Source organism: Serratia sp. CoH_134_PS_4 (genome assembly GCF_058190535.1).
In genome coordinates, this window is sequence record NZ_JBXWKI010000012.1 from 160,502 (window position 1) to 178,325 (window position 17,824).

Annotated in this window: 19 protein-coding genes; 5 read left to right on the forward strand and 14 right to left on the reverse strand. The window is 51.6% G+C overall.

Annotated elements, in window-relative coordinates; translation table 11 throughout:
• Positions 1 to 2 precede the first annotated feature (2 nt).
• The 4 genes from fabF to AC2FCQ_RS18700 all read right to left on the reverse strand — a co-directional run bounded on the left by fabF (position 3) and on the right by AC2FCQ_RS18700 (position 4,268).
• Positions 3 to 1,277 carry a beta-ketoacyl-ACP synthase II gene (gene fabF / locus AC2FCQ_RS18685; RefSeq protein ID WP_490308725.1) on the reverse strand — a complete coding sequence of 425 codons (1,275 nt, stop codon included), beginning with the start codon at positions 1,275 to 1,277 and terminating at the stop codon, positions 3 to 5.
• Positions 1,274 to 1,801 carry a winged helix-turn-helix transcriptional regulator gene (locus AC2FCQ_RS18690; protein ID WP_209632597.1) on the reverse strand — a complete coding sequence of 176 codons (528 nt, stop codon included), beginning with the start codon at positions 1,799 to 1,801 and terminating at the stop codon, positions 1,274 to 1,276. The genes fabF and AC2FCQ_RS18690 overlap by 4 nt, the downstream gene beginning before the upstream one ends.
• Positions 1,802 to 1,929: 128 nt before the next feature.
• Complete coding sequence (gene fabA, locus AC2FCQ_RS18695; protein ID WP_012006178.1) at positions 1,930 to 2,448, reverse strand: bifunctional 3-hydroxydecanoyl-ACP dehydratase/trans-2-decenoyl-ACP isomerase; 519 nt, start codon at positions 2,446 to 2,448, stop codon at positions 1,930 to 1,932.
• A gap of 68 nt (positions 2,449 to 2,516) precedes the next feature.
• Positions 2,517 to 4,268: a Lon protease family protein gene (locus tag AC2FCQ_RS18700; protein ID WP_265555128.1), complete on the reverse strand. Its 1,752-nt coding sequence runs from the start codon at positions 4,266 to 4,268 to the stop codon at positions 2,517 to 2,519.
• 209 nt (positions 4,269 to 4,477) lie between these two features.
• Between AC2FCQ_RS18700 and matP the strand changes: the two genes are divergently transcribed.
• Entirely contained in the window at positions 4,478 to 4,936 is a 459-nt protein-coding gene (gene matP / locus AC2FCQ_RS18705; protein WP_209632599.1) for a macrodomain Ter protein MatP, read from the forward strand.
• A 95-nt stretch (positions 4,937 to 5,031) separates the two neighbouring features.
• Here matP and ompA read toward each other — a convergent pair whose 3' ends face one another.
• Both ompA and sulA read right to left on the reverse strand, forming a co-directional pair.
• Positions 5,032 to 6,114: a porin OmpA gene (gene ompA, locus AC2FCQ_RS18710; protein WP_490308724.1), complete on the reverse strand. Its 1,083-nt coding sequence runs from the start codon at positions 6,112 to 6,114 to the stop codon at positions 5,032 to 5,034.
• Positions 6,115 to 6,472: 358 nt separating this feature from the next.
• Positions 6,473 to 6,979, reverse strand: a complete 507-nt coding sequence (sulA, locus tag AC2FCQ_RS18715; protein ID WP_490308723.1) for an SOS-induced cell division inhibitor SulA — start codon at positions 6,977 to 6,979, stop codon at positions 6,473 to 6,475.
• A 232-nt stretch (positions 6,980 to 7,211) separates the two neighbouring features.
• Here sulA and AC2FCQ_RS18720 point away from each other — a divergent pair, with 232 nt between their 5' ends.
• Positions 7,212 to 7,871, forward strand: coding sequence for a TfoX/Sxy family DNA transformation protein (locus AC2FCQ_RS18720; protein ID WP_209632602.1), 660 nt, complete (start codon positions 7,212 to 7,214; stop codon positions 7,869 to 7,871).
• On the opposite strand, the gene yccS is transcribed toward AC2FCQ_RS18720, so the two are convergent.
• Together yccS and AC2FCQ_RS18730 are read right to left on the reverse strand one after the other, a co-directional pair.
• Positions 7,872 to 10,007: a YccS family putative transporter gene (yccS, locus tag AC2FCQ_RS18725; protein WP_209632603.1), complete on the reverse strand. Its 2,136-nt coding sequence runs from the start codon at positions 10,005 to 10,007 to the stop codon at positions 7,872 to 7,874.
• 26 nt (positions 10,008 to 10,033) lie between these two features.
• Positions 10,034 to 10,486 (reverse strand): YccF domain-containing protein, encoded by a 453-nt coding sequence (locus AC2FCQ_RS18730; protein WP_490308722.1) that lies wholly within the window; start codon positions 10,484 to 10,486, stop codon positions 10,034 to 10,036.
• A 166-nt stretch (positions 10,487 to 10,652) separates the two neighbouring features.
• On the opposite strand from AC2FCQ_RS18730, the gene helD reads away from it, so the two are divergent.
• Positions 10,653 to 12,707, forward strand: coding sequence for a DNA helicase IV (gene helD, locus AC2FCQ_RS18735; RefSeq protein ID WP_490308721.1), 2,055 nt, complete (start codon positions 10,653 to 10,655; stop codon positions 12,705 to 12,707).
• A gap of 33 nt (positions 12,708 to 12,740) precedes the next feature.
• On the opposite strand, the gene AC2FCQ_RS18740 is transcribed toward helD, so the two are convergent.
• Together AC2FCQ_RS18740 and AC2FCQ_RS18745 are read right to left on the reverse strand one after the other, a co-directional pair.
• Positions 12,741 to 13,199 carry a methylglyoxal synthase gene (locus AC2FCQ_RS18740; RefSeq protein ID WP_490308720.1) on the reverse strand — a complete coding sequence of 153 codons (459 nt, stop codon included), beginning with the start codon at positions 13,197 to 13,199 and terminating at the stop codon, positions 12,741 to 12,743.
• A 120-nt stretch (positions 13,200 to 13,319) separates the two neighbouring features.
• The gene (locus AC2FCQ_RS18745; protein ID WP_209632607.1) at positions 13,320 to 13,991 is read right to left on the reverse strand and encodes a DUF2057 family protein; all 672 of its coding nucleotides are present in this window, start codon (positions 13,989 to 13,991) and stop codon (positions 13,320 to 13,322) included.
• A 261-nt stretch (positions 13,992 to 14,252) separates the two neighbouring features.
• Here AC2FCQ_RS18745 and AC2FCQ_RS18750 point away from each other — a divergent pair, with 261 nt between their 5' ends.
• A complete protein-coding gene (locus AC2FCQ_RS18750) occupies positions 14,253 to 14,666 on the forward strand; it encodes a CoA-binding protein (protein WP_209632608.1) in 414 nt (137 codons plus the stop codon).
• Positions 14,667 to 14,726: 60 nt separating this feature from the next.
• Here AC2FCQ_RS18750 and hspQ read toward each other — a convergent pair whose 3' ends face one another.
• Positions 14,727 to 15,044 carry a heat shock protein HspQ gene (gene hspQ / locus AC2FCQ_RS18755; RefSeq protein WP_020826181.1) on the reverse strand — a complete coding sequence of 106 codons (318 nt, stop codon included), beginning with the start codon at positions 15,042 to 15,044 and terminating at the stop codon, positions 14,727 to 14,729.
• A gap of 61 nt (positions 15,045 to 15,105) precedes the next feature.
• Complete coding sequence (gene rlmI / locus AC2FCQ_RS18760) at positions 15,106 to 16,296, reverse strand: 23S rRNA (cytosine(1962)-C(5))-methyltransferase RlmI (RefSeq protein WP_265555116.1); 1,191 nt, start codon at positions 16,294 to 16,296, stop codon at positions 15,106 to 15,108.
• A 92-nt stretch (positions 16,297 to 16,388) separates the two neighbouring features.
• Between rlmI and yccX the strand changes: the two genes are divergently transcribed.
• On the forward strand, positions 16,389 to 16,667 hold the full coding sequence (yccX, locus tag AC2FCQ_RS18765) for an acylphosphatase (protein ID WP_490308718.1): 279 nt from the start codon (positions 16,389 to 16,391) through the stop codon (positions 16,665 to 16,667).
• Positions 16,668 to 16,671: 4 nt separating this feature from the next.
• On the opposite strand, the gene tusE is transcribed toward yccX, so the two are convergent.
• Together tusE and yccA are read right to left on the reverse strand one after the other, a co-directional pair.
• Complete coding sequence (gene tusE, locus AC2FCQ_RS18770) at positions 16,672 to 17,001, reverse strand: sulfurtransferase TusE (RefSeq protein WP_037419323.1); 330 nt, start codon at positions 16,999 to 17,001, stop codon at positions 16,672 to 16,674.
• A 110-nt stretch (positions 17,002 to 17,111) separates the two neighbouring features.
• Positions 17,112 to 17,771 carry an FtsH protease modulator YccA gene (gene yccA / locus AC2FCQ_RS18775; protein ID WP_004942825.1) on the reverse strand — a complete coding sequence of 220 codons (660 nt, stop codon included), beginning with the start codon at positions 17,769 to 17,771 and terminating at the stop codon, positions 17,112 to 17,114.
• Between the last annotated feature and the right edge of the window lie 53 nt (positions 17,772 to 17,824).

The window sequence follows — 17,824 nt, forward strand, 5'->3', positions numbered from 1 at the left end:
TATTACCCTTGCCAACGTTTCAGCAAAATACTGGCATTCACACCGCCAAAACCAAAGCCGTTCGACAGCGCGTAGGTCATGGCCATTGGTTCCGCTTTCTTCGCTACCAGATGCAACCCCGCAGCAGCCGGGTCTGGGTTGTCCAAATTCAGCGTGGCTGGTGCAATCTGATCGCGGAGTGCCAGCGCGGTAAAAATAGTCTCTAATCCACCAGCAGCACCCAATAAATGACCCGTTGCAGATTTGGTCGAGGTGACGGCTATACCACCATCTGTACCGAACAGATGTTTAATGGCGTTAATTTCCCCTAAATCCCCCACCGGCGTGGATGTTGCGTGCGCGTTCAGGTGTTGTACCTGTTGTGGCGTTACGCCTGCTTGCTTGAGGGCAATCTTCATTGCGCGGTAGGCACCGTCGCCATCTTCGGCTCCAGAGGTCATGTGATAGGCGTCTGCACTGGTGCCGTAGCCAACAATTTCCGCCAACGGGGTCGCTCCCCGAGCCAGCGCATGTTCCAATGTTTCAATCACCAGCATGCCGGCACCTTCCCCCATAACAAAACCGTTACGTTCGCTATCAAAAGGTCGTGAAGCCGCCACTGCAGTATCTGCCGGCGCTGTAGACATGGCACGCGCTGCCGCAAAGCCACCCAGACTTACCGTGTCGATTGCGGCTTCTGTACCGCCACATAGGGCGATATCGGCTTCATCGTTACGAATCATACGGACAGCATCGCCAATGGCTTGTACGCCCGCTGCACAGGCTGTCACAGGGGCGCCGATCGGGCCTTTAAACTGGTGTTTAATTGAAACGTGACCCGCTGCCAGGTTCACCAGGAAAGAAGGAATGGTGAAAGGCGACAAGCGTTTGGCACCTCGGCTGTCGGTGGTGCGTACCGCCTGGGCGATGGCTGGGAAACCACCAATGCCGGAGGCGATCACCGTTGCAGTGCGTTCCTGCTTATCTTCGGTGTCTGCTACCCAGCTTGCTTGTTGAATAGCCTCATCTGCGGCTGCCATGGCGAGGAGAATGAAGCGATCCATTTTCTTTTGATCTTTTGGCGCAACAGAACGATCGGGATCGAAGCCAGCCTCGGCATCTTGTTGTAACGAAGGTACCTGGCCACCGACTTTCACTTGCAGGTCAGCAACGATTTCTTCCGGTAATGGGCGAATGCCAGACTGACCCTTCAGCAGACGCTGCCAGATAGCCTCTACGCCGCATCCCAATGGCGAAACGGCACCCATGCCGGTAATGACTATACGACGAGTGTTCATAGTGACTCCTTGGATGATTCTGGGGGGAATGCAGAAAGGTTCTGCTGCATCAGGGCTGCGCGTTGGCGCATACCTTCTGTCGCCGCAGGCCCTGGTGCCAAAGTAATATTATGCAGCGCAACAGGCTGCTGGGTGATGCTGTCGATCAGTTGTACACGTATCGGTTGTCCTGTACGGCGATCGACCAATTCTGCGCTAATACCGTCTTCGGCCAAGTGGGTGTTACCCCAGTGAAACAGCGCAGCAAGCACGGGAAAAAAATCGTTGCCACGCTCGGTGAGCAGATACTCATAGCGAACGGGCCGTGTTTGATAGCGCTGTTTATACAAAATACCGCTTTCCACCAGGCCCTTTAGACGGCGAGTCAATATCGTGGGCGAAAGCCCAAGGCTTTGTTGGAATTCATCAAAGCGGGATAAGCCATGAAACGCATCGCGAAGTATCAGGATACTCCACCATTCGCCGACACGATCCAGAGAGCGGGCTACCGGGCATGGCATGTTATCAAAACGGGTCTTTTGCATGGCACACCTCTCAGTAACTACAATAATTGTAGTCACTATTTGGCCGTTATAAATGTGCGTATATGAAGGCACAACATAATCACGGCGGGAAAATAAACGGCGACCGGGAAGGGCCGCCGTGACTGCGGTTAGAACGCAGCAGTGTCCTTGAACAGGCCCACTTTCAGATCGCTTGCGGTGTAAATGACCTGGCCGTCGACCAGAACTTCACCATCAGCGACACCCATAATCAGTTTACGGATGATCACGCGTTTGAAGTTAATGCGGTAGGTCACTTTCTTCGCGGTTGGCAGCACCTGGCCGGTGAATTTAACTTCACCCACGCCCAGTGCACGGCCTTTACCTTCACCACCCAACCAGCCGAGGTAGAAGCCGACCAATTGCCACATGGCATCCAGACCCAGGCAGCCCGGCATCACCGGATCGCCGATAAAGTGGCAACCAAAGAACCATAGGTCCGGATTGATATCCAGTTCCGCTTCCACATAACCCTTGTTGTGCGTACCACCGTCTTCGGTCATTTTGACCACGCGGTCCATCATCAACATGTTACCTGCCGGCAACGGTGGGCCACCAGCGCCAAACAGCTCGCCACGGCCGGATGCTTCGAGGTCTTCTTTCGTATAGGAGTCGCGTTTTTCTACCATGTTCTCAGTAAACCTTATTTTATTGAAGGGCGCAGATTAGCTTACACGTGTACGCTGAACAAGTCCGATCAGCCGTGGTTGAACCAGTTAAGCCAGCGAAGCGGCCATGGCCAGCGCCGACGCTCCTGCGGATTCACCTGTGCAATCCGTTCCTGAATGGCAGCTAATAGATTCGGCTGCTGTTCATCAGAGTAGGGGTAACCGGTGAGTAATGGCAAGGCCTCCGCGGCGCTATCGACAGCCCACAGATGGAATTGGCCTTCGCGTACCGCATCGACCACATCCTGGCGTAGACACAGATGGCGCACGTTGGTTGCGGGCAGGATTATGCCCTGTTTACCCGTCAAACCACGACGTTGGCAAACTTCAAAAAAGCCTTCGATCTTCTCGTTGACGCCGCCGATGGGCTGTACATTACCGAATTGGTCTACAGAACCGGTAACCGCAATTTGCTGTGTGATCGGCTGCAGTGACAGTGCGCTGATCAGTGCACTCAATTCAGCGAGTGATGCGCTGTCGCCATCGACTTCACCGTAAGATTGCTCAAAGACTATTGACGCGGAGAAGGGCAGAGGTTGGTCTAGTTCAAGTTCTGAAATCAGAAACGCCTGCATAATCATCATGCCTTTGGCATGAAGATTACCGCCAAGCTCAGCCTTACGCTCGACGTCGGTGAATTCGCCATCGCCAAGGTGGACGACACAGCTGATGCGAGAGGGCTCACCGAAACTGCGTGGATGACCTGGATACTCTAATACCGACAGGCCATTGATCTGACCGATGACTTCGCCTTCCGTCTCAATCAGGATTTGGCCCAGCTCAATTTCATCCTGCATGCGTTCGGCAAGGTAGCTTTCACGCCACTCACGCGCATTTAACGCGGCTTCAAACGCTTTGGCGGTGATGCTTTCTTCTTCGGCATACAGTGCCGCTTCAGAAAGCTGCTGGACGAGCCACAGCGGGGATAGTGGCAAGTTACCCTGATCGCCACTGTAACGTACCGCCTGTATCATCAGAGGGTACCAGGCATCGGCTGCCAAAGGCGGTAGTTGCTTTTCATCAATCAGTGCATTGACGTAGCCACACCATTGAACCATGTCATCAACTTCGGTGAGTTGCAGATCTTCTTCGTATTCACCGTAGACTGCCTGTTCGCTCAGTTCCGGCTCAATATCATGGAAATCGGCAAGACCGTGACGATCTCCGACCACGATCAACCGCAACTCCAGCGGCATCGCTGGAATAGTGATTGGTAAAGGACGCGTTTCATCTGGGGAAACCCAGTGGAACTGACGTTGGGTGATCATCTGCTTCAAACGCAACCACAGCAGCGGCTGGGCTAGCAGGGCACGTGCCGACAGGATTAGCACACCGCCATTGGCCTGATGCACCAGACCGGGTTGCAGGCTGATTTCGCCATTGTGGATCCTGACGCAGCCAAACAACTGTTCTGGTTCAACCCACTCCTGAAATACGCAGGCGCCCCCGGCGGAAAATGGCTCATCACCGCGGCTGGCAGGTTCTACACTTACCTTGCCACCTTGGATCACATAGTGACTGCCCTTGAACGCCATATTGTTAGGTTGCAGTTGCTCAACCGCATGGGCGATCAGCGCCAAATACTCACGCGTCTCCTGCGCTTTCAACAGCATGAAACGCGGTGGCGATTGTGGATGGCAAAACAGCGTCAGTGCATTTTCCAGACGTGGCTGAATAGAGGCAAAGGACACGGGAGCCAACTGCGCGGCGGTATCAAATATCGCTTGATAAGGCGTAACGTCCGGCAACAGTGATTGCCATTCAAGTCGGTTATTGGTCAAAGTGTTAGATGCAATCGTCAAAAAGGGAAAGGGCGATTATACAAGAATAACGGCAGCTTGATACATGCAGAGTAGAAGTTGGTGTCAGGGAGTTTGACATCACGAGGCGACTGTGCAAAAAACAGTCTAAAAGAGGGCGCAATTGCCAGGGAAATTCGGCGCAAAGCTGTTATGCTTAATAAAGTTACGCGGTCACTGAAGAGTTCACGATGAAATATCAGCAACTGGAAAATCTGGAGAGCGGTTGGAAATGGAAGTACCTGGTGAAAAAGCACCGGGAAGGGGAAGCTATTACCCGTCACATTGAAAACAGCGTTGCCCAGGAAGCCATTGACGAGCTGCTTAAACTGGAAAATGAGCCGGTAAAAGTGCTTACGTGGATTAGCCGCCACATGAATCCGGAATTGGATAACCGGATGAAGCAAACAATCCGCGCACGACGTAAACGTCATTTTAACGCAGAACATCAACACACGCGTAAAAAATCCATCGATCTGGAATTTTTAGTTTGGCAACGTCTTGCCGCACTTGCCCGTCGCAGAGGGGTAACATTGTCAGAGACAGTGGTACAGCTGATTGAAGATGCGGAACGTAAAGAGAAATATGCGAGCCAGATGTCGCTTTTGAAGCAGGATCTAAAAGCGATTCTTGGTAAAGACGACGAATAACTTGATAACCTGCGAGAGCATTGTTATTGCTAATCTCACATGTTCTGGACGAAAAAAAACCCCGCAATGCGGGGTTTTTTACTAAGAGCGGTAGCTTAGCCTTGTGGCTGAGTTACAACGTCTTTGATACCTTTAACTTCGATCTCTACGCGACGATCTGGTGCCAGGCAATCGATCTGTGCTTTAGTAGCACGGCCAGATTTGTAGCCACAGGTGTTACCAGTGACGGAATCAGCTTTGCCCATACCACGTGCAGAGATTTTGTCTGAAGGAATACCTTTAGATACCAGGTAATCAACAACGCTTTGTGCGCGTTTTTCAGACAGTTTCTGGTTGTATTGCTCTGAACCAACTGCGTCGGTGTAACCCAGAACTACAACAGAGCCATCTTTAGGATCCATAGAGCTCAGCTGAGTGTACAGCTGGTCCAGAGCCTGTTGGCCTTGTGCTTTCAGAGTAGATTTGTTGAAGTTGAACAGCACGTCAGACTTCAGAGTGAAACGCTTGGTTTCAACAACTGGAGCTGGAGCTGGTGCTGGAGCAACTGGAGCAACAACATCATCCTGACCGAAACGGTAAGAAACACCCAGGCTCAGCATGGTGTTGTCTGGACGAGCGCCGACAGTACCTGCATCACCGATGTTGCTAACGAATTGGTAGTCCAGGCGGGTAGCCCAGTTTTTGGTCAGTGCGTATTCAACACCAACAGCTGCCAACGGAGAAACGCCAGTGTCGTGATCGCTCAGACGTTGGCCAGTTGCACCGTAGTTAGCTTTGGAGTCTGCACGCCATACCATGCCGCCCAGACGAGTGTAGATGTCCAGATCGTCCATGATTGGGTAGCTCAGTTTAGCGGCCAGTTGAACGCCCTGCGCTTTGAAAGCACCGTTGTTCACGCTGCCTTTGTAAGGCATACGGCCAAGCCAGTCATAGCCCAGCTCGAAGCCCAGGTATTGGTTCGCCTGGTAACCCAGGAACGCACCAGCACCCAGTTGATCTTTATGGGTAGGGCCATTACCAATGCGGTTATCATAGCCGTTGCCGTAGAAACCAGTGTCATGGTACTGGGACCAGCCCAGTTTAGCACCAGTGTACCAGGTATTATCTTTTGGGGCGGCTTGCGCTACGGTAGCGAAACCAGCCAGTGCCACTGCTAATGCGATAGCTGTCTTTTTCATTTTGCGCCTCGTTATCATCCAAATAGGCAATGAGCTTTAAAGCTGTTTTAAGCCCTTGGTTAAATTCCTTCGCCAAGGTTTGAGCCCTCGTTTGTTACTCGGCCAGTTTATCTGGCGTTATAGAGCAACCTTGGCGATGTAAAGTCTACAACGTGGCGCGAAAGTTACAAGTGTGATGTGATAAAGCTCTAAAAAAAAACGCAGAATTGTACATATTTGCTAACATTAACCGACCAAAAAACGAGCAAATCTACGCTCGTTTTTTGGTGCGGAACCGCAGCCGCACTCGCTTTGTCCCTGATCCCTGAAAGGTTCCCTTAGAGGGTGATGAAAATGATGGGAAAAATCCTAAATTTACTTAATGATACAAAGAAGAGTGAATTTTTAGGGTAGAACAGTGTCCGTGAACCGGGTTTATGTCACGTTGAGGACGCATAATGAACCCGTAAGCGTTACCTAATTCTGCCGCACGCCTTAATTTTAGACGATCTTCTTCTGTAAGGTCGGGTAGCCATCCAAGTACGACACTATAGTTACCTGTCAGCAACGCCTTTTCCATTGCTTCAACCGTATCTAGCGAACTGATTTGGCTAAGCTGCACCACTTTTTCGACCGGCAGCCCAGACTGCTGTAACCATAATTTGCTCAGCTTTTGTTGCGGAGTCAGCCATAACAGCCAGCGAGATTGCAGACCTAGTTGCTGCAACAGGGGCAATAACAATTGTGCCACAGCGGGCTGATGCTCGTTGTAAACAAGTTCACTGATAAGGCCATTCTTTTTGCCGGCATCTGTGTTTTCTGCAGCATTGTTCACCGCAAAAGAGGTGTGGCTGAAATGGGGTTTGTAGAGTGATTGAGTACGCATAAAGTATCCCGCCCGTAGTGTCACTGTATGTTTATACAGTACATCCTGTTGTGAATAAGATCAACCCAAATATTCGTAGTAGGTCTCATAATTGCGATTGTTTTTTAGACGATGAACTTTAGTGATTGGCATCGCTGCGGATAGTGCGTATTTTTCTAATTACTTGTTCACGTTACCTTTATTTCATTGATGAGGGGAATGATAGGACGGTAACTCACACCAGGAGAACATTATGAAAGGGACATCATCGGGAATGGTCGCACAGGCCAAAGCCTGTTTTTACGCATTAGGGGTTATCACTACACGCTCGCAATTCGGTGGTTACGGGCTACTGGCCGACGGCGTCATGTTCGCCTTGATCGCTGAAGGAGAACTGTACCTTCGGGCGACGGATTCCTTGGAACCCGCCTTTCGTGCACGCGGGATGGTCAATATGGTTTACTCCAAGCGAGGGGTGCCAATTACCATGCGTTATTACTGGGTGGATGAGGCTTTGTGGCGGGATCGCGATGAACTCGTTGGGCTCGCCTGGCAGGCTATTCGCGAAGCTCGCAGAGAGCTCCAAGTCAAAACAGATAACCAGAGTCGGCTTAAAACCTTGCCAAACATCGATATCAATATGGAGCGTTTACTCTGGCGAGCGGGTATTCGTAATGTCTATGACTTGCGGTTGAACGGTGCTAAACGTAGTTATCTTCGCTTATTGCAGCAGCAACATAACCTGGGTCTACGGGTGCTGCTTTCCTTGGGTGGGGCTATTGCCGGTTATCACCATGCGGCTTTACCTTCTGAATTGCGTAGCGAGTTGACCTGTTGGTTTGAGCGAACCGTGTCGTTGCTTCGTCATGGGCATCATCCAGACGTTAGGGGCCTCATAAAAGACCCCGAATAATCATGCCGATTTGCCTATTTGTGCATTAAGCATCGTGAGTTCTGGCAACAGTTCAATTACCAGCCCAATTTGCTGCAATACCAATTGATCTTTGCTTTCCGGTTCTGGTGCCGCGTGTTGGATACGTTCAGCCAGGCTTTCCAAAGCCTGGGTAATGCGCAGATTGTCTTGTTCTTCCAGATGCAGCGCACCGTCGACATAACATACTGCGTCGTTCAGCAGATCCAGCGTTGCGGAATTATTCAGTCGTTCACGGTGTGCACCCAGCGCAGAGATATAGCTCAGTAATGTGTGGTTCAAACACAGCAGCCGGAAGGCTGCATCCTGAACCTCTTTATTGGCTTTGGGATCGGCAGACATATTCGAAATCACCGAGGCCAACTCTGCGTCACTGTTGTGCGCATCCCGGCGGGCGATCCGGTATGGAAGGCCGTTATCTTTACCCTGATGGTACTGCACCAAAATTGCGTCCAGATAACGGCAGTTTGCGTTCATTGTTTTACTGACGATTGCCGGTAATTGGCGGAATTTCCAGTCTGGCCAAATGAAACTGACCGCTGCCCAAGCGATAGCACACCCCAAAATGGTGTCGTAAACGCGGGGGGCGGCCACTTCAAAGCCTTCACCCAGCAGGTTAAAGCACAGCAACACCAGTAAGGTAATAAACATGGTGGCATGCGCATACTGCACGGTTCGAAAAGCGAAAAACAGGACGCCGCTAATAACAATCAGCACCATTTGTCCTTCAATCGAAGGCACGAAATAGAGAATTGGCAGGCCGATAAGAATACCGGCTAGCGTGCCGATAATACGCAGAGCAAGCCTGCGACGCGTGGCATTGTAATTGGGTTGGCAGACAAACAGGCTGGTGAGCAGGATCCAATAACCGTGCTGCATACCGGTAAACTGAATAAAGGCGTAACCGATGCACAGCACCACTGACATGCGAATGGCGTGGCGGAACAGGGCCGACTGAGGTGTCAAATGGCGACTAATACGTAAGCGAATATCGCTCCAGCCGGTGAGACGATCATCTGACAAGCTGTTTTCTTCCGCCTGGCCGTTGGCCAGTGCTTGTTCAGACTCGATATTCGCCAACTGCGCGTCAATCGCACGTAAATTTTTCAACAGGTGCGTCAATGCTTTCGTTAACTCACGGTTCTCTGGGGTAACGGTAATCTGCGCTAACGCTTCATCGATACGCCCAAATGCCGGTTCAAAACGTGGGTTATGTTGGTACTTTTGCCGCAGCAAAATCGATTGTGCCAACTGTTGGCATGCGCGCGCCTGCATACTGAGCAAACGCTGAAAACGAAACAGGATATCGCTATGACGGAATTGTCGACTGAGCTCCCGATACTGAACGTGGGCGGAACTGGCACGCTCATGTATGTCTTGTGCAACAAAATAGTAGTGCAATGTGCGGCGGGTCCCACGCTGGCCGCGGTCGCCTTTTAATCGGGTCAGTAATGAAACCTTGGCCTGGTTAAGCGTCGTCATCAGCGCACTGTTGGCCATGGCAACGTCCATCCACGGCAAGTCTGCATCATGTTCGACGTCGGGATCAAACAGGTTGGCCTTGGCATCCAGATAATTCGCCAACTGATTATAACAACGCGCCAAATTTTCCTGCAAAGGGCGGATGGGGAAAATCAGGTGACCAATCAATGTCAGCAGGTTGTACCAAAGAGCGCCAAGGATCAGCAACGTCGGTTGTTGATACCACGCGTCATACATCGAGGCGCCGAGCATGGTATACACTGCGATCAGTAAAGCTCCAAACGCAATGGTGGCGTAACGTTGCCCCAACGCGCCCAGCAATATAAAGCCGCAGGTTGACGTGGTCAGGCCAAGAGCAAACAACCAGGGATAAGGGAACAGCAGTTCAATGGAGGCGGACGCAACAAAGAAGCAGACCAGCGTGATCACCAGATTACGCAGTCTGCCAGTCAAACGGTCATCCAGATCGGTCAATGCCGCTGCCACGACACCCAGCGTCAGCGGAATGGTGAGCTTGGGGATGGCGAGCCACCAAGGTACGGCGGCTGCGCCGGCCAGCGCGATAAAAATGCGCAGGTCATAAAGCAGGTTGCTGTTGTAGGCATAACGGCGTATTGCTGGTGCAAAAGAAAGCACGAAAAACTCCTCAGACGGAGAAAAAATTAACGCTGTTGATACTGACGCCGTGCATTTTCAGTTCTGGCTTGTTGTGCCATTTCAACTGATACCACGCGACGACCCACTGGCCACAGGGCAATAGCGGCAATTTTGAAATTGGCAATTCCCACCGGAATACCAATAATTGTCACGCACTGCACAATACCTGCGGCGATATGTGACAGGCACAACCACCAGCCGAACAGGATCAGCCAGATGATATTAAGTAGCGAACCGCTGGCGGAAAGTAGCACGTTGCTTTTTTCCGGATACAGTTCATTTACGTGAATGGCTTCGTTGCCGAAAGGCACTAAAGACAGCTTGGTGATTTCCCAGCAGGAACGGGTCAGTGGCAGGGTGATGATCAGCACAACGCTAAATATCGTTGCGACCAGCCAGCCAAGGGTGGTGAAAAAACCGCCCAACACAAAATTAAGAATATTCAGTACAGTACGCATAGTCGTCATTCTGCTCTAATGATGGCCAAACCGCGATGCGGTTGCGCTTGGTATCAAAACGCAAATTCTATTCTACCCTTTTTTTAGCGCTAGAGTGCCACTGCTTATCACAGGTAAACTGGCAGGTATCCGTTATTTAAACTCAACATGGTTATGGCGCGACGATATGGAACTTAAAGCGACATCGCTGGGGAAACACCTGGCTCAGCATCCTTACAATCGTGTGCGGTTGTTGCACGCCGGTGTTGAGGTGAGCGGTGAAAAGCATGAATACCTTATTCCTTTCAATCAATTAATTCAGGTCAGATGCAAACGCGGTATCGTCTGGGGCGAGCTGGAGTTTGAGCTGCCAGATGAGAAAGTCGTGCGCTTGCATGGTACTGAATGGCAGGAAACTCAGCGCTTCTATCATTACTTGCAACAGGCCTGGCAGCAGTGGAGCGCGGAGATGAGCGAGGTCAGCTCGGGGGTGTTGCAAGAACAGGTTGAGCATATCCAACGTATCGAGCAACAGGATAAGTGGTTTAAAAAATCCGAACTGGGCAAATTACAGCAACAAATCCGTCAGTCATTTGGCGCCCTGCCAATGCCGGTGGCACGTCTTGAGGCGTTCGACAACTGTCGGGATGATTATCAGCTTTGCCAACAATGGTTGCAGCACGGCTTACGCAGCGTTGCACATCGCAATCAACAGTGGACAGAACGCATGTTGGAGACGCATCACGATTTCTTCCAAAACATCGAAAGTTCACCGCTGAATGATTCGCAAAGCCGCGCCGTGGTCAATGGAGAAGACTCCGTATTGGTACTGGCGGGGGCCGGGAGCGGCAAAACCTCGGTGCTGGTGGCTCGCGCAGGTTGGTTGCTGCGCCGTCAGGAGGCTGAGCCCGGGCAGATATTGCTGCTGGCGTTTGGTCGTCAGGCGGCAGAAGAGATGAACGAACGTATTCAGGCGCGTTTGGGTAAGGTGGCTATTCAGGCCAAAACGTTCCATGCCCTGGCGCTGCAGATCATCCAACAGGGTAATCGCAAAGTGCCGGCGATCAGTAAGCTGGAAACCGACAGCAAGGCTCGGCGCGCTTTGCTGATGACGCATTGGCAACAGCAATGTGCAGAGAAAAAAACGCAGGCCAAAGGGTGGCGTCAATGGTTAACGGAAGAACTTGAGTGGGAGGTGCCTGAAGGCGATTTTTGGCATGACAAACGCCTGGCTGAACGCCTGGCGGGGCGGCTCGAGCGCTGGTTGGGGCTGATGCGCATGCACGGGGGTAGCCAGGCAGAGATGATAGAGCAGGCAGATGAAGAGGTCCGTGACCTGTTTTCAAAACGCATCCGGTTGATGGCACCCTTGCTGAAAGCCTGGAAGGGGGCGTTAAAAGAGGAAGGTGCGGTCGACTTCTCTGGTCTGATCCATCAGGCGGTCAATGTTTTGGAAAAAGGGCGCTTTGTCAGCCCGTGGAAGCATATCCTGGTGGATGAATTCCAGGATATCTCACCACAACGTGCGCAATTATTGGCTGCACTGCGTAAACAGAATAAACAAACTTGTCTGTTTGCCGTGGGAGACGATTGGCAGGCGATTTACCGCTTCAGCGGTGCCGAACTGACGCTCACCACCGCATTTGCCGAGAACTTTGGCGAAGGTGCCCAGTGCGCACTTGATACCACTTATCGTTTTAATGAACGTATCGGTGAGGTGGCGAATCGCTTTGTGCAGCAGAACCCTCATCAGCTGAAAAAACCGTTGAACAGCCTGAGTAAAGGCAATAAGAAATCGGTAGCCCTTTTACCGCATGAACAGCTTGAGAACTTATTGGATAAGCTGAGTGGTTACGCTAAGCCTGAAGAGCGCATTTTGGTATTAGCCCGTTACCATCATTTGAAACCGCAAGTGCTGTCTAAAGCCGCAACCCGTTGGCCCAAACTGACTATTGAGTTTATGACTATCCATGCCAGTAAAGGACAGCAGGCTGAATATGTGATTATTGCCGGTTTGCACGACGGCAACGATGGCTTCCCTGCTGTCGCACGTGAGTCCGTTCTGGAAGATGTGTTGTTACCTCAACCGGAAGACTTCCCAGATGCGGAGGAGCGGCGGTTGCTGTATGTGGCGTTGACTCGCGCCAAACACCAAGTGTGGCTGTTGCAGGATCCTGAGCGTCCGTCAGTGTTTGTTGAACAACTGCAAGATCTCGGTGTGCCATCGCAGAAGAAACCTTAAGCCTAAGGCCTGGCGGTGGCCAGGCCTTCATCGTTACTTCAGACGATCCTGCAAATAGCGTTGATAGTCAGGGATCGCGATTCCAACTTCACTTTTGAACAGCGATGAGTCGATGAGGAAGTCGGCTGTAGAGCGGTTGGTCGCGACGGGGATATTCCAGACGGTGGCCAGGCGCAGCAGCGCTTTCACATCGGGATCATGTGGAACCGCATTCAACGGGTCCCAGAAGAAAATCAGCATATCAATTTTGCCTTCGGCAATCAGCGCACCGACCTGTTGATCACCGCCCATTGGCCCACTCAGCATGCTTTGTACAGGAATGCCGCTGGCACGTTGGATCAGGTTGCCCGTGGTGCCGGTGGCATACAGTTGATGCTGTTCTAGCACGGACTTATTGTCTTCAACCCATGCAAGCAGGGCTTGTTTACGGTGATCGTGTGCCACCAGCGCAATATGTTTGCGCGCGGCGATAGTGCGGGTAGTAAATTCCATCTTGGTGTCCTTCGCGAGTCAGGTGATGTGCGACAGATTACTGAAACTGCTTTTCACTGCCTAGCGTTTACACCTGAAAATGCGAAGAAAGCGCGCCTTTAGATAAAAGGCGCCAGAAGCTTAATGCACAGGCTGCTTGTTTGCCCAATGGAGAAAACGCTTCTGCGTCTCTTTGTCTGCTTGTAAGAACCAGTATTGCAGCATCTGTTCAGAAACGTTTTCACCTTTCAGCGTCACCGTCGGGGCGTTTAACGCTGCACTGGCCAGAGGGGAGGTTGGCGCGGTGGCGCGAACCTGTGAAAAGGCCGGCACTGAGGCTGGGCGATTCTGGCTATTGTAATCGGCCATCACTTTTTCCAGGTCGGCACTGAGCGTAGCGCCATCAGGGTGCAGTACGTCGTGCCTCATGGCCAGCGCGTTGCCATTTTTATCAATAACCTGATAGTTAAGTGTTTTATCGAATCTCTGGCCATCCCGAACATTTTCAATACGTGGCAGCTCAATGGCAACGGAACTCACATTCTGCGTATTGAAGGTCGCAATCAGCGGCAGAGAGGTGTAAGCCGTGCGATCGCTCTGCCCTGTACGTACTGACTTAGCCACTTTAAACAGCAACTGATGCTGCCCACCATCCAGTTCTAAACTGTCGGCACCTTTTAACAACGATCCTGTCATTTTCTTGCCGTCGACCACCAACAGGTCGATGTCGGGGGAGAGTTTCAGGGTCGTAGCTACGGCAGGCATGCTAATACTGATGCTGAGCAGCCCCGCAACCATCAGACCAAATTTCATCGTTATCTCCTTATAAGTGGCATCGCTATTAGTGTTGAACAGGCTACAGACTGTGTCAAAGTTTTTCAGCATTACCATTTAATTTACAAATGTACACATTTATATTTATTTTGACATTTATTGGGCGCAGCACATGCTGGCAGTGACAGCATCAGACCGCAAAAATGGCTGGGAGTTTCCATGCGTGTGCGTTTAGCCGATCCCAGATCAATGGGTTACACTCGAGGTAGGAAAATACCCGTGAATAATTGGGAGCGGAGAATGCAAGATCATGACATTGCCGGCCTGCTACAGCAGGTGAAAACCATTGCACTGGTTGGCGCCAGTGATAAACCCAACCGGCCTAGCTTTGGTGTGATGGCCTATCTACTTTCGCAGGGATATCAGGTTATACCGGTCAGCCCAAAGTTGGCGGGGCAAACACTGCTCGGTCAACAGGTCTATGCCACGCTAAATGATGTCCCACAGCCGGTAGATATGGTCGATGTATTCCGAAATTCAGAAGCGGCCTATGAGGTGGCGCAAGACGCCATTGCGATCGGTGCCAAGGCATTGTGGTTGCAAATAGGCGTCATTAATGAGCAGGCTGCGGCATTGGCGGCCGAGGCAGGGCTGAAAGTAGTGATGGATCGTTGCCCTAAAATCGAGATCCCGCGTTTGGGGCTAGAGCGCTAAATAAAATAAAAGGCCTGGCATCGTGCCAGGCCCTTATGGGTGTTTCTCAGGCCTGGCACATCAATTGCGCAGGCGGGGGGCTTGTAACTGGTGACGGATAGATTCCGCCAATTCATCCAGCGATGGCTGTTCAGGATGAGCGTCCTGCGCTTCCCCATCTAACTGTGCTTCCGCCAGATAGGTATGCACCGGTTGCCCTTCTTCGTCTTCCATCACCACGTGGTACCAAGGGGCAAAACGCAGGTCAGTATTCGCTGCTATTTCATCAGCTTTAGGCTGCTCCATAGAGTATTCAGGATCGATATCAATCACGACCCCCAAATACCCCAGCAGCTTATGCCGAACTTGTTGTCCGATACCGAATTTGCTGGCAATCATGATGACCTCCTGAGAAACAGTGCCTTACTCTCTATATGAGGGCAAAACAGCGTATTTCAAGTTACATCACCCGACACGCAAACCCTTTCAAATACAGCCCTTCAGGATAAGTCGCGATAACCGGGTGATCGGCAGCCTGACGATACTGCTCTATAAATTGTACATCACGCCCGGCGTCTACAGCGGCATCGGCCAAAATTTTCTGGAATAGTTCGGTTGGCATCAGACCGGAACACGAGAAGCTGAGCAAAATGCCGCCCGGATTCAGCAACTGCAGTGCCAACATGTTGATATCTTTGTATCCGCGGCATGCACTGGCCAATTGATTCTTGTTTTCGACGAACTTCGGCGGATCCATAATGATCAGATCGAATTTCTCACCCTGGGTACGGTAGGCGCGCAACAGCTGGAATACGTCATCACGCACAAATTCGGCTTTGCTCAGATCAAGCTGGTTCAGTTCGACGTTCTGTTTGGCAATATCCAGTGCCGCTTGCGATGTGTCGACACTGATCACCTGAGTACAACCGCCCATCAGTGCCGATACGGCGAAGGCGCCGGTATAGGAGAAGCAGTTAAGTACACGTCGGCCGGCAGAATAATTGCGGGCAGCCAGGCGACTGTCACGTTGGTCAAGGTAAAAACCGGTTTTATGGCCTTGCTGGATATCGACCAGCAGTTTCATGCCATGTTCGGTGATTGGCAGCAAATCAGGGGGCAGATCGCCCACAACCAAGCCTTGCGCCAACGGCAAACCTTCTTTTTTACGCACCGCGACATCTGAACGATCGTAGATGGCACACTCCGGGTAGCAGTGTTGCAAAGCGGTAATCAGCGGAGCACGCTGATATTCGGCCCCTGCGGACAGCAATTGCAGTACCAGGAAGTTCTGGAAGCGATCGATAGTGATACCCGGCATGCCGTCGGACTCACCGGCGATCAGGCGATAGCCATCTAGCCCGTCACGTTCTGCAACCCAGTCGCGCCAGCTTTGCGCCTGTTGTAAGCGGCGGATGAAGAATTCGATGTTAATCTCTTCATCATGCTGGAAAGTCCAGACACGGGCGCGGATTTGCGATTCTGGCGAGTAGGCGCCGCGCGCTAACCATTTTCCCTGGGCGTCATGAATATCAATGGTTTCACCGGAAAGGGCTTTACCTTCAATACGTTGAACAGCGCCAGAGAATACCCATGGGTGGCGACGGAGTAAGGACTTTTCACGTCCTTTGGCGAGAAACAGGCGTACGGTCATAATTAAGAATGCTGCCAGCTAGGTAAAAAGAGTGATATCGCCGTACGGAAACACAGGCAATACCATAAACGATAGTGATAAGGGGGTCGATTATGACACAAGTTTGCATTGCTGCGTATGTCTATGGCGTGGTGCAGGGCGTAGGGTTTCGCTATAACACTCAGCATCAGGCGACTGCGTTGGGATTAAGCGGTTATGCGCGTAATCTTGATGACGGCAGCGTTGAAGTGGTGGCCTGCGGTGCACAACCGCAGGTAGACAAGCTGGTGCAATGGCTGAAAAATGGCGGCCCGCGTAGCGCACGTGTCGATCGCGTACTGGTAGAGCCACGCGGCACGGCCGATTATCAAGGTTTCAGCATTCGCTATTAGTGCATCAGATGCATTTTACCGGTTTTGGCAGACCCGCTATTTTTGTTGCCTGCTTGGCTGGCCCTTTGGGGAATAAACGGTAGAGATAGCGGCTGTTGCCTTTCTCTTCACCGTACTTCTGCGCCATGGCTTTGACCAACATGCGGATTGCCGGTGAGGTATTAAACTCCAGGTAAAAGCCGCGTACGAAACGCACGACTTCCCAATGTGCCTCGGTAAGCGTTATTTCTTCCTGGGCGGCCAGCAAAGGCGCGAGGGCCTCATGCCAGTCGGCGCTATTTTTCAGGTAACCCTGTGCGTCGGTTTCAATAACCTGACCTTCATACTCCAACATACTGCCTCGGTAACGGGTAATTCAGAACGGTCGCCAGTTTAGCAAACTTTGCCGCTGCAAAAAATAAAGCCCCGCCGGAGCGGGGCTTTAGGTATTTATCACGTGCGATATCAGTTGCTGCGTGCGAAGCCTAAAATGCTCAACAGGCTGATGAACATGTTGTACAGCGACACATACAGGCTGACGGTGGCGCGGATATAGTTAGTCTCGCCGCCGTGAATAATGTTGCTGGTCTCCCACAGGATTGCGCCTGCGGAGAACAAGATAAACAGCGCGCTGATAGCCAGATGCAGGGCAGGGATCTGCAGGAACAGGTTAGCGATGACGGCAACCAGCAGTACCACAAACCCAGCCATCATCATCCCAGACAGGAATGACATATCCTTGCGCGTGGTCAGCACGTAGGCTGAACAGCAGAAGAACACGACGGCAGTGCCACCCAATGCAAGCATAATCAGGTCGCCAGCACCGGTATTAATGAATGAACTGAGGATTGGCCCCAGGGCATAACCCATAAAACCGGTCAGTGCGAATGCGGCCAGAATGCCCGCAGGGCTGTTTGCCAGCTTGTGGGTCAGGAACATTAACCCATAAAAACCGACCAGCATCAGCAACAGACCCGGTGCCGGCAGCCCCAACATGGTGCTGGCAGTGGCGGTAAGCGCCGAAAACGCCAGCGTCAAAGAAAGTAGAAAATACGTGTTACGCAAAACCTTATGTGTACTCAGCAACGAGTCACGCGAGGAGGATGAGACGACAATACGGTCCATAATGATCTCTCTTATCAGGTCATCACAAAATTAGTGACGATGATAGGCAGCGC

Excerpts from the sequence above, each read along its gene's own strand:
- fabF (WP_490308725.1), bottom strand. The coding sequence starts at position 1,277 with ATGAACACTCGTCGTATAGTCATTACCGGCATGGGTGCCGTTTCGCCA.
- AC2FCQ_RS18690 (WP_209632597.1), bottom strand. The coding sequence starts at position 1,801 with ATGCAAAAGACCCGTTTTGATAACATGCCATGCCCGGTAGCCCGCTCT.
- fabA (WP_012006178.1), bottom strand. The coding sequence starts at position 2,448 with ATGGTAGAAAAACGCGACTCCTATACGAAAGAAGACCTCGAAGCATCC.
- matP (WP_209632599.1), top strand. The coding sequence starts at position 4,478 with ATGAAATATCAGCAACTGGAAAATCTGGAGAGCGGTTGGAAATGGAAG.
- ompA (WP_490308724.1), bottom strand. The coding sequence starts at position 6,114 with ATGAAAAAGACAGCTATCGCATTAGCAGTGGCACTGGCTGGTTTCGCT.
- sulA (WP_490308723.1), bottom strand. The coding sequence starts at position 6,979 with ATGCGTACTCAATCACTCTACAAACCCCATTTCAGCCACACCTCTTTT.
- AC2FCQ_RS18720 (WP_209632602.1), top strand. The coding sequence starts at position 7,212 with ATGAAAGGGACATCATCGGGAATGGTCGCACAGGCCAAAGCCTGTTTT.
- AC2FCQ_RS18730 (WP_490308722.1), bottom strand. The coding sequence starts at position 10,486 with ATGCGTACTGTACTGAATATTCTTAATTTTGTGTTGGGCGGTTTTTTC.
- helD (WP_490308721.1), top strand. The coding sequence starts at position 10,653 with ATGGAACTTAAAGCGACATCGCTGGGGAAACACCTGGCTCAGCATCCT.
- AC2FCQ_RS18740 (WP_490308720.1), bottom strand. The coding sequence starts at position 13,199 with ATGGAATTTACTACCCGCACTATCGCCGCGCGCAAACATATTGCGCTG.
- AC2FCQ_RS18745 (WP_209632607.1), bottom strand. The coding sequence starts at position 13,991 with ATGAAATTTGGTCTGATGGTTGCGGGGCTGCTCAGCATCAGTATTAGC.
- AC2FCQ_RS18750 (WP_209632608.1), top strand. The coding sequence starts at position 14,253 with ATGCAAGATCATGACATTGCCGGCCTGCTACAGCAGGTGAAAACCATT.
- hspQ (WP_020826181.1), bottom strand. The coding sequence starts at position 15,044 with ATGATTGCCAGCAAATTCGGTATCGGACAACAAGTTCGGCATAAGCTG.
- rlmI (WP_265555116.1), bottom strand. The coding sequence starts at position 16,296 with ATGACCGTACGCCTGTTTCTCGCCAAAGGACGTGAAAAGTCCTTACTC.
- yccX (WP_490308718.1), top strand. The coding sequence starts at position 16,389 with ATGACACAAGTTTGCATTGCTGCGTATGTCTATGGCGTGGTGCAGGGC.
- tusE (WP_037419323.1), bottom strand. The coding sequence starts at position 17,001 with ATGTTGGAGTATGAAGGTCAGGTTATTGAAACCGACGCACAGGGTTAC.
- yccA (WP_004942825.1), bottom strand. The coding sequence starts at position 17,771 with ATGGACCGTATTGTCGTCTCATCCTCCTCGCGTGACTCGTTGCTGAGT.